This is a genomic window from Limnospira sp. PMC 289.06, assembly GCF_032350395.1.
Lineage (GTDB): Bacteria > Cyanobacteriota > Cyanobacteriia > Cyanobacteriales > Microcoleaceae > Limnospira > Limnospira platensis.
The window spans coordinates 1-8386 of the sequence record NZ_JARPLC010000165.1 but is presented as its reverse complement, the minus strand read 5'-3'; the positions used below and the strand labels follow the sequence as shown (position 1 = coordinate 8386).

The following is an 8386-nucleotide window of genomic DNA, read 5'->3' as shown; positions in this document are numbered from 1 at the left end:
AATGTACGGTTTTGTATGGGAGGGGGAGATGGCGACATCTCTCTCGACCCCTACTCACAAATAGCTGGTGGCAAAAATGGTAAAAAGACCTGGCGGAAGTTTATCAGTAAGACCTCTTAACTTTATATGGATTTGCGATACATCAGGGTCGATGTCAGTGGAAGGTAAAATTCAATCTTTAAACGCTGCAATTCGCGAAGCGTTACCCCATATGGTAACTGTAGCAAGTGAGAATCCTAATGCTAATGTGCTTCTAAGAGTTTTAAAATTTTCTCATGGGGCAGAATGGTATTTTCCATCAGCTATTCCGATATCAGACTTTCAGTGGAAAGATTTAGTTGCGGATCCACTTCAGCAACCCAAGTTAGATATTGTATTTCTAGTAGATACAAGTGGCAGTATGAGCGATGAAATTGATGCTGTAAAAAGGAGCTGCGTTTCATTTGCAGATCAAATTATCAAAGCTGGAGCTAATGTCAGATTAGGTTTGGTTGGTTTTGATATTGGAGGTCATCGCGGATCGAGTATGGGCAAAGCCTATAAAGTTTATAATTTGTCTCGTTATACCATTGGTGTATGGCCTTTAAATACACCTGAAAGATTTAAGAAAAATATTCAATCTCTATCTCTCGGTTTATTTGGAGGCGGGGGATGCTATTTAGCTCAACGCGACACCGTTGACATTTTTCCTCATGTTATTAATACGTTTGATAATTCTTCTGAAAATACTCGAATATTAGTCATTATCTCAGATGAAATGGGTGGCAATGAAGGGCTTTCTGATATTGTTTCCCAACTCAAAAGTGCATCAATTACCAGTCATGTTTTGGGCGTTTCTGGAAGAGAAGGAGCACATAAATCTATTGCCCGCATGACAGGTGGCGAGTTTTGGAATATTACAAAAACTAAGGGGGTTCATAATTTTGAGGATCTATTAGGAACAGTTGCAGACACGATCGCAAAAGAAGTGACTCAAAAGTTAGCAGATGGGACAACTTCTTCAGGAACCGATATGGGTACAGCTTTAAAGCTAGTTTCGCAAGAGTTGAAAATACCCCCCATGAATGAAAGAGCTCTGCCTCCTGTTTTAGTATTAATTTCAGATGGCCAGCCCACTGATGACTTTCAAAGTGGACTGGATGAGCTTATGAAGCAGCCTTGGGGGAAAAAAGCAGTCAGAATTGCTATTGCTATCGGCAAAGATGCCGATGAGGCAGTGTTGCAAAAATTTATTGGTCACACAGAGCTAAAGCCATTGCAAGCTAACAACCCAGAAGCTTTATTTAAATACATCAAGTGGTCATCCACTATAGTATTGAAAGCAGCATCATCCCCGGTTAGCCAAACTGATTCATCTTCTAAGAGTAATTTATCTATTGCTTTGCCTCCAAGTCCTGAAGTTTCTTCTAGTGGTGGAGTTTGGTAAAGTAGTGGAAAATTAATATTTAGTCAAGTTCATCTTTATCAATGAAAAACTAATGAAAAATCAGCCCCACCCTCGGAAAGTGCTTGGAGAAATAATTGCTAAAGATCCAAACTTGTTGCAAGATAGGCAAAGATGCGAAGCATATTTGCGAGATATGTGTCCTGCTTATAAACGCGAAATCAAAATTTTAATTGATGCACATAGGGAGGGAGTACCTAATGATTTGATTTCAAGCAAGCTTCCGCCTGAATTATCTATACAAAATATTTCTCAAAAATTGCAAAATAACTGTGGATTGTCTCTCGAAATGTCTAAATGGGCGGTCGATTCATGGGCAATTGCACTAAAAATAATTGGTGTCTCATCTACTCATAGCTCTGGATTAGGAACTCCTAAAATGACAAAAAAGCACGACATAAAAGTGACAGTTATATCTTTCATACTGGCAACCTTTTCGCTGTTTATTTTGATGGTATTTGGATATAAATATTTTGGATATCCTAAATTTTTATCCCGTCAATATGAAGCTCACGAACCAATTTCTACAAATTTATATAACTTAGAAAGTTCGTTTCCTCAAGAGCAATACTCTAAGTATATAGAATTAGCGAAAAAAAATATTTTATCTTTCCCGGACACAGCACATATAAGGTATTCGCTAGGAACAAATGAGCCAATTAGTTTGAACAACAATCATACAACTAACCTCAATAACAATTTAAATCTAGAAGCCATTGGATATTTAGATGCTTCTGGTGAGCAAGCCTTACCATTTACAAAGCAGGATATATTACAGCTAATTGATGAATTATCTGACAGAATGAATAACAACTCTATTCAGGAATCCGATACAGTAGAAGTTTTAAGCTTAGTCTGTATTGAAGCAAACAGTAACACAATTTATCTGATGAAAAATATTAGTATCCAAGCAATTTTAAGAGATATAGTTAATTCAGCAGTTAACGAAGGCTTAACATTTTTAGAGTCGGATATTGACTTGACTCAATTAGAAATCAATCAGAACTCGCCATCATCAAATTTGATGTCTGGTCGGTATCAGTAATTTATAAAAGTTTTTGGAGGTAATGGTTCAGATAATAAAAACATATATATCCACCCTCCCAATTCAAATGGATTTTGTCTAAAATGAAGTTTAGGTCACTCTCAGGCAATCTCAACTATAACCCCTAAAACTAAAGTTGCTTGCTTTCCATTTTGATTTTTACTGGAAGAACAAATCGCATGAAAAAATCCTCTGTCTGGAAAAAAATAGCCTTGGCTTTCTCGTTTGTAATTTCTTTAGCCCTGATTATAAGCTTATCCAAGCCATCAAATGCAATTGACTCTCGTTATCAGAATTTAATTGACTTAGGAATTATTGACGCTGTAGCCACACCTCATGAACTAGGATTAGACCAGCTAGGACAACAACCCGTAGATTTAAGTGCGAACCCTAGCTTAATGAATTCTATAAGGCGTGTGAACAGAGAGGTTATGCAAATGCCTGAAAATGCTAGATTGATATTTCCTATTGGGACTAACTCTCCTATTAAAATGGGAGATATTCCACAGGATACAGGTCATCAAGCCGATTCAAGAAGTGATGAATATGAAGGTGAAGGTTATGTAGATGGCAGCGGAAACCCTCAATCTTTTACAGCGGGAGATGGAGTTGAAATGACAACAGCAGAGTTACTTGGTAACGGTAGCATTGCTATGGATTTTAACTCTCAACATATTTTAGTAGCTGATGCAAGCCGTACATTTTTACAAGTACGACGCTATCCAACTATTAATCTGATAGTTCGCAACAAGCGGACTGGAACAAGAGCAGTAATGGTAAATACAAACTTGAATGCAGTTTGCCGAGATTTATTAAATGCTGTTTTAAACAGCAACTTGCGCAGTTCTTAACCGTTCAAGTTCGGTCACCTTTCACTTGATAAGATTATCAAGTGAAAGGTGGCTTATTTTGAATCAACAAAAACAATCGATGCAGTTCAAATTAATCTAGTTTAGATTGTAGTTAAGCGCGTCACTACAGTGACTTGCCTCTGACGTTAAGTTTTAAAGAATCACCAAAAATATCATGAAAAAATCCGCTTTCTGGAAAAGATTAGCCTTGGCTTTCTCGTTTCTAATTTCTTTAGTAATGATTATAAGCTTATCCAAGACTACAAATGCAATTGACTCTAGTTATCATAATTTCATTGGCTTGGGAATTATTGAGGCTGTATATACACCTCATGAACTAAATGAACTAGGGTTCAAACAGCTAGGAAAACAACCAGTATATTTAAGTGCGAATCCTAGCTTAATGAGGGCTATAAAGCGTGTGAACAGAGAGCTTATGCAAATGCCTGAAAATGCTAAATTATCATTTCCTGTTGGTACTAACTCTCCTATTAGAATTGGAGAAATTCCAAATGATACCGGTCATCAAGTAGATTCAAGAAGTGATGAATATGAAGCTACAGGTTATGTAGATAGCAGCGGAAACGCTCAATCTATTACAGCGGGAGATGGAGCTGCAATGACAAGAGCAGCATTGTCAGGCACTGGTCACCTCCTAAGACACCAGTGTTCATTGTCAAGATCCGAGTTAAGTTGCCAAGGTAACACTTCTACTGATTTTAACTCTCAACATATTTTAGTAGCTGATGCAAGCCGTATATTTTTACAAGCACGACGCTATCCAACTATTAATCTGATAGTTCGCCACAAGCGCACAGGAAGACAAGCGGTAATAGTCAATGCTAACTTGTATGCAGTTAAACGAGATTTATTAAACGCTGTTTTAAACCAAACTTTACGAATATATTAATTGGTAAATTTTTTCAACTATCAATAAAATAAGCAATGAAACTTTTGTTAATCTTCTTGTTAACGTCCATCTTAAATTTTTCTATTTTTTTTGATTTGACATACCTCTTTGAAAATCATTTTACGGATACTATTAATGATATGTATATTCAAGAAAAAATCTACAATTTAATTGATTTTAAGTCGTCAAATATAAGCTTAATAGACATAAAAAAATATAGTAAAGTTTCTAAGAAAGAGTTGCTAAAACTTAGCTCTGTTTTCAGAGATATCGCTAGAGCTTTAGGATCTGGGTTTTCAACAAAGGATATTTTTTATGACAAATATTCAGAAATTTCCATGACCAATAATGAGATAATAAATATTTTATACAGTGCTAGTCATATTAAAGATTCTCAAGGAGATTGGGTTTCGTTAACCGTGGGACAATCACTAAAACTGATCACTCAACAACTTAATTACTTGGAAAACTTAGAATCCAAAAAAACAATTGATTTGTTGATTAAAGATAATACAAACAATCATGATCAACAAATTCTTAACGTTCCTTTAGATTACTATTGCCAAAGCATACTTCAAAAACTTAAATTATGACTAAGGAAACTCTCGACCGAGCAATATGTCGATTTTTATGTCTTTAGAAGTTCAATTTAGTTTGGAAATCTTTTGGCGATAATTGATTTTAATAAGAAATTCATATAAATTAATCTATGCAGTTAAACTTAATCTAGTTTACAATGAAGTGGTAATTGATAACGTTACAACATTTACCGACTTCTGACGTTTTGTTAAAATTACAAAAAATCTCATGAAAAAATACTCTCTGTTGAGAACATTGGCTTTAGCTTTATCATTTTTAATTTCTTTAGCACTGATTATAAATGTATCAAAGCCCTCAGATGCAATTGACTCTGGTTACCAGAATTTAATTGACTTAAGAACTATTTATGCTGTAGCTACGCCTCATGAATTAGGGTTAGATCAGCTAGGACAACAACCCGTAGATTTAAGTACGAGTCCTAGCTTAATGAGTTCTATCAATCGTGTGCGCCGCCAGCTTATGCAAATGCCTGAAGATGCTAAATTGTTATTTCCTGTTGGTACTAACTCTCCTATTAGAATCGGAGAGCTTCAGCGAGACAGAGGTCATCAAGCAGATTCAATGAGTGATGAATATGAAGCTGTAGCCTATGAAGATAGTAGTGGGAATATTCAACTTCTTACAGCGCAAGATGGTGTTTACATGACAACTGCTGAGTATAACAATAGAGGGAATATTGCTAGTGATTTAAATTCCCAGAATATTTTAGTAGCTGATGCAAGCAATACATTTGTACAAGCACGACGATATCCAAATATTAATCTGATAGTTCGCAACAAGCGCACAGGAAGATTCTGGAAAATTACCAACGCCAACTTGAATGCAGTTTGCCGAGATTTATTAAATGCTGTTTTAAACAGAAATTTACGCAGAATTTAGGATTTAAAATTATGGGAAATATAACCTGAATCATGCTTATGTTTGTGAAGTTTATTTTAAGCCTAGTAATAATTTTTGGGGTGATTTTCTCTGTCGAACAACCAGTTCTTTCTGCCAATGATCCTGAGCATACTTATTTGGATATGCAGCTTAGGCAGTTAATTAATTCGATCGCCCCTAATAATAGTGGTTATCAGTATTTTATTCTACCTGATTCAGAAAATCTTAGTGCAATACCTTTTGATCCTCAAAATGAATTAACAAAAGAAAAAATTTATCTTGGTCAAATGCTGTTCCATGAAACGGCTTTGTCTATTAATCCAATTAATAGTAAACATTGGCAGGAAGCAAGCTGTGCATCTTGTCATTTTGCAGAAGCTGGATTTAGATCAAATTTGCCACAAGCATTAGGAACAGGAGGAATAGGAGCAGGTAAATTGCGACATCCAGATCCCGATGCTTTCCCTGCTGAAATTGATAAGCAAAATATTTTAGCTCCATCTGTATTAAACAGTGCTTACCAAAAAGCAATGTTATGGAATGGGCGTGCAGGCTCTACTGGAGTTAATGGCAAAGAGAAGCTAATTCAGAGCTTCGATATTAATAGATTTAAGCTGGATGGGTTAGAAACCCAGGCCATTAGTGCAATGAACGTCCATAAATTAGGAACAGCCGCGATCGCTCTCATACCTGAATACCAAAAGCTATTTGCTAGTGCTTTTCCTGATCGCCCTTATGTAGGATCAGAAGTTGAAGACTTGAAACGAGCAGGATTAGCAATTGCAGCTTATGAGCGGACTTTATTAAGTAATGAAGCGCCTTTTCAAAAATGGCTAAAAGGTAATAAAATGGCTATGTCAAAAAATCAAATTAGAGGCGCAATTACCTTTTTTAGTTCATCTTGTGTTCACTGTCATACTGGATCAAACTTAGCACGAGACGAATTTTATGCAGTAGGCTTTGATGACCATCCAAAAGATTGGACTGGATTAAATTTAGGGAGAGGTACAGCTACACAACGAGCCAAGGATGACTTTAAGTTCAAGGTTCCGCCGCTTTACAATTTAATAGATAGCTCTCCTTATGGTCATGGTGCATCTTTGACAACTGTACGACAAATTGTTGAATACTTTAATAATGCAAAACCTCAAAAGATGGAGGCTAAATATTCTGGTAACTTAAGTATATTTTTTAAGCCTCTTAACCTAACTAATAAGCAAGTTGATGATTTAACTTATTTTGTAGAAACTGGATTACGAGATCCTAATTTAATTCGGTATGTTCCAAGCAAAATCCCTAGTAGCTTGTGTTTTCCAAACAATGATGATTTGTCAAGAAAACAATTAAATTGTGATTAATTTTTGAGTAAAATAATCAAATTATATTTGAATCTTTAAAGCCATTCAAGATAATTATACCGATTTAAAAATTATGTTTTAATGACTCTATCCTTTTGGATTTATAAAGTCAAATATGTTTTGTTTGGTTAGGTAAATTAAGAGTTTATTTTAGAATTATTTATTATGACAATAGTTGAACTTGCACTATTTATAGCCCTTTTAGTTTTTGTAATTTTATTGGTCGCAACAATTTTAAATAATCCTTCAGAATTTTATACTAAAACACCGTGGTTTGAGATTACATTATATGTTAAATATCGGGCAAGTAAATTGAATGATTGGCTACTGCCACCTCCAGGATATACTCTTTTTCGTTTGCCTAATCACAATAATTTAATCTCTTTTAAGTATCACTGTTTTATGAATACTATTGCTGTAATTGTTAGTGTATTTACTTGTGTCTTAACTTTGATGATCTTGGCAGAGTTAAAACAAATTTTATTGGTAAAATTAATTCATCAAATTGTTTGGGGTTTACCCACCTATTGGTTTTTTTATTTATTTTCAATGCCTTGTATTTTTTTGTTAATCAAGAAACTATAAGTTTCTTGGTTAAGAGCTTTATTAATTATTCATATTGTCTTATTTGTTAATGGTAGATTTAATGAATTATTGTGGGAATACAAAATTATAACTGAAGATATAACTCTGATTGTTATTTTTTTTGAAATTCAAATTTTTTGGTTAAGCTTATGCAGTTGGATTAATTACAAATTACAGTGGGATTAGGTTGGAAAAAACAACTTTAGGGTAATTATTTACGACATGATATTTGCCATTTTTGATAAAAAATAAATTGATTATATGATTATATATAAATTGATTATATTTATTGGGAGATGAACATTTTGCCAGAACGGCTATGTAGCGATTTGGGCTGGGTGAAACCCAGTGAAACCCAACCAGCGAGAGTGCCGTTTTCCGACCCCTAACCTACTACTAAACTTATGATGATCGCGGGTTGGCGAGGCAGTAGCAATGATAGGTTGGCTTTGGTTTTACCCACTGTAAAATTCATATATATAGCGGCACAGTTTTCTATTCTTATAGGATAGGTAAAATCCGGGTATTTGTCAAGGTAAAATATCAGCCATGTAGGTTGAGTGAAACTCAACATCAGTTAGAGATGGTAGGGTTGGGTTTCGTGACCTCCACCCAACCTACTCCACTTGGGGGAAAGTGCGATCGCCTAATTTTCTACCACTTCCCAAAACCCCAGCCATGTGGGTTGGGTGAAACCCAACATCAGTAGGTTGG

The 8386-nt window shown here is 35.2% G+C and carries 8 protein-coding genes; all 8 read left to right on the top strand.

Annotation, left to right across the window (positions count from 1 at the left end; translation table 11 throughout):
- The first annotated feature begins 151 nt into the window (after positions 1-151).
- The 8 genes from P5674_RS21695 (at position 152) to P5674_RS21660 (ending at position 7672) form a co-directional block, all read left to right on the top strand.
- Complete coding sequence (locus P5674_RS21695; RefSeq protein WP_006617038.1) at positions 152-1426, top strand: vWA domain-containing protein; 1275 nt, start codon at positions 152-154, stop codon at positions 1424-1426.
- Positions 1427-1478: 52 nt separating this feature from the next.
- Positions 1479-2489: a hypothetical protein gene (locus P5674_RS21690; RefSeq protein WP_006617037.1), complete on the top strand. Its 1011-nt coding sequence runs from the start codon at positions 1479-1481 to the stop codon at positions 2487-2489.
- Positions 2490-2668: 179 nt separating this feature from the next.
- On the top strand, positions 2669-3340 hold the full coding sequence (locus P5674_RS21685) for a hypothetical protein (RefSeq protein ID WP_006617036.1): 672 nt from the start codon (positions 2669-2671) through the stop codon (positions 3338-3340).
- Between the two features lie 175 nt (positions 3341-3515).
- The gene (locus P5674_RS21680; RefSeq protein WP_014277320.1) at positions 3516-4250 is read left to right on the top strand and encodes a hypothetical protein; all 735 of its coding nucleotides are present in this window, start codon (positions 3516-3518) and stop codon (positions 4248-4250) included.
- A 140-nt stretch (positions 4251-4390) separates the two neighbouring features.
- Complete coding sequence (locus P5674_RS21675; RefSeq protein ID WP_014277321.1) at positions 4391-4843, top strand: hypothetical protein; 453 nt, start codon at positions 4391-4393, stop codon at positions 4841-4843.
- Between the two features lie 214 nt (positions 4844-5057).
- A complete protein-coding gene (locus P5674_RS21670) occupies positions 5058-5729 on the top strand; it encodes a hypothetical protein (protein ID WP_014277322.1) in 672 nt (223 codons plus the stop codon).
- Between the two features lie 38 nt (positions 5730-5767).
- Complete coding sequence (locus P5674_RS21665) at positions 5768-7087, top strand: cytochrome-c peroxidase (RefSeq protein WP_006617032.1); 1320 nt, start codon at positions 5768-5770, stop codon at positions 7085-7087.
- Positions 7088-7252: 165 nt separating this feature from the next.
- Positions 7253-7672 carry a hypothetical protein gene (locus P5674_RS21660; RefSeq protein ID WP_006617031.1) on the top strand — a complete coding sequence of 140 codons (420 nt, stop codon included), beginning with the start codon at positions 7253-7255 and terminating at the stop codon, positions 7670-7672.
- The last annotated feature ends 714 nt before the right edge of the window (positions 7673-8386 follow it).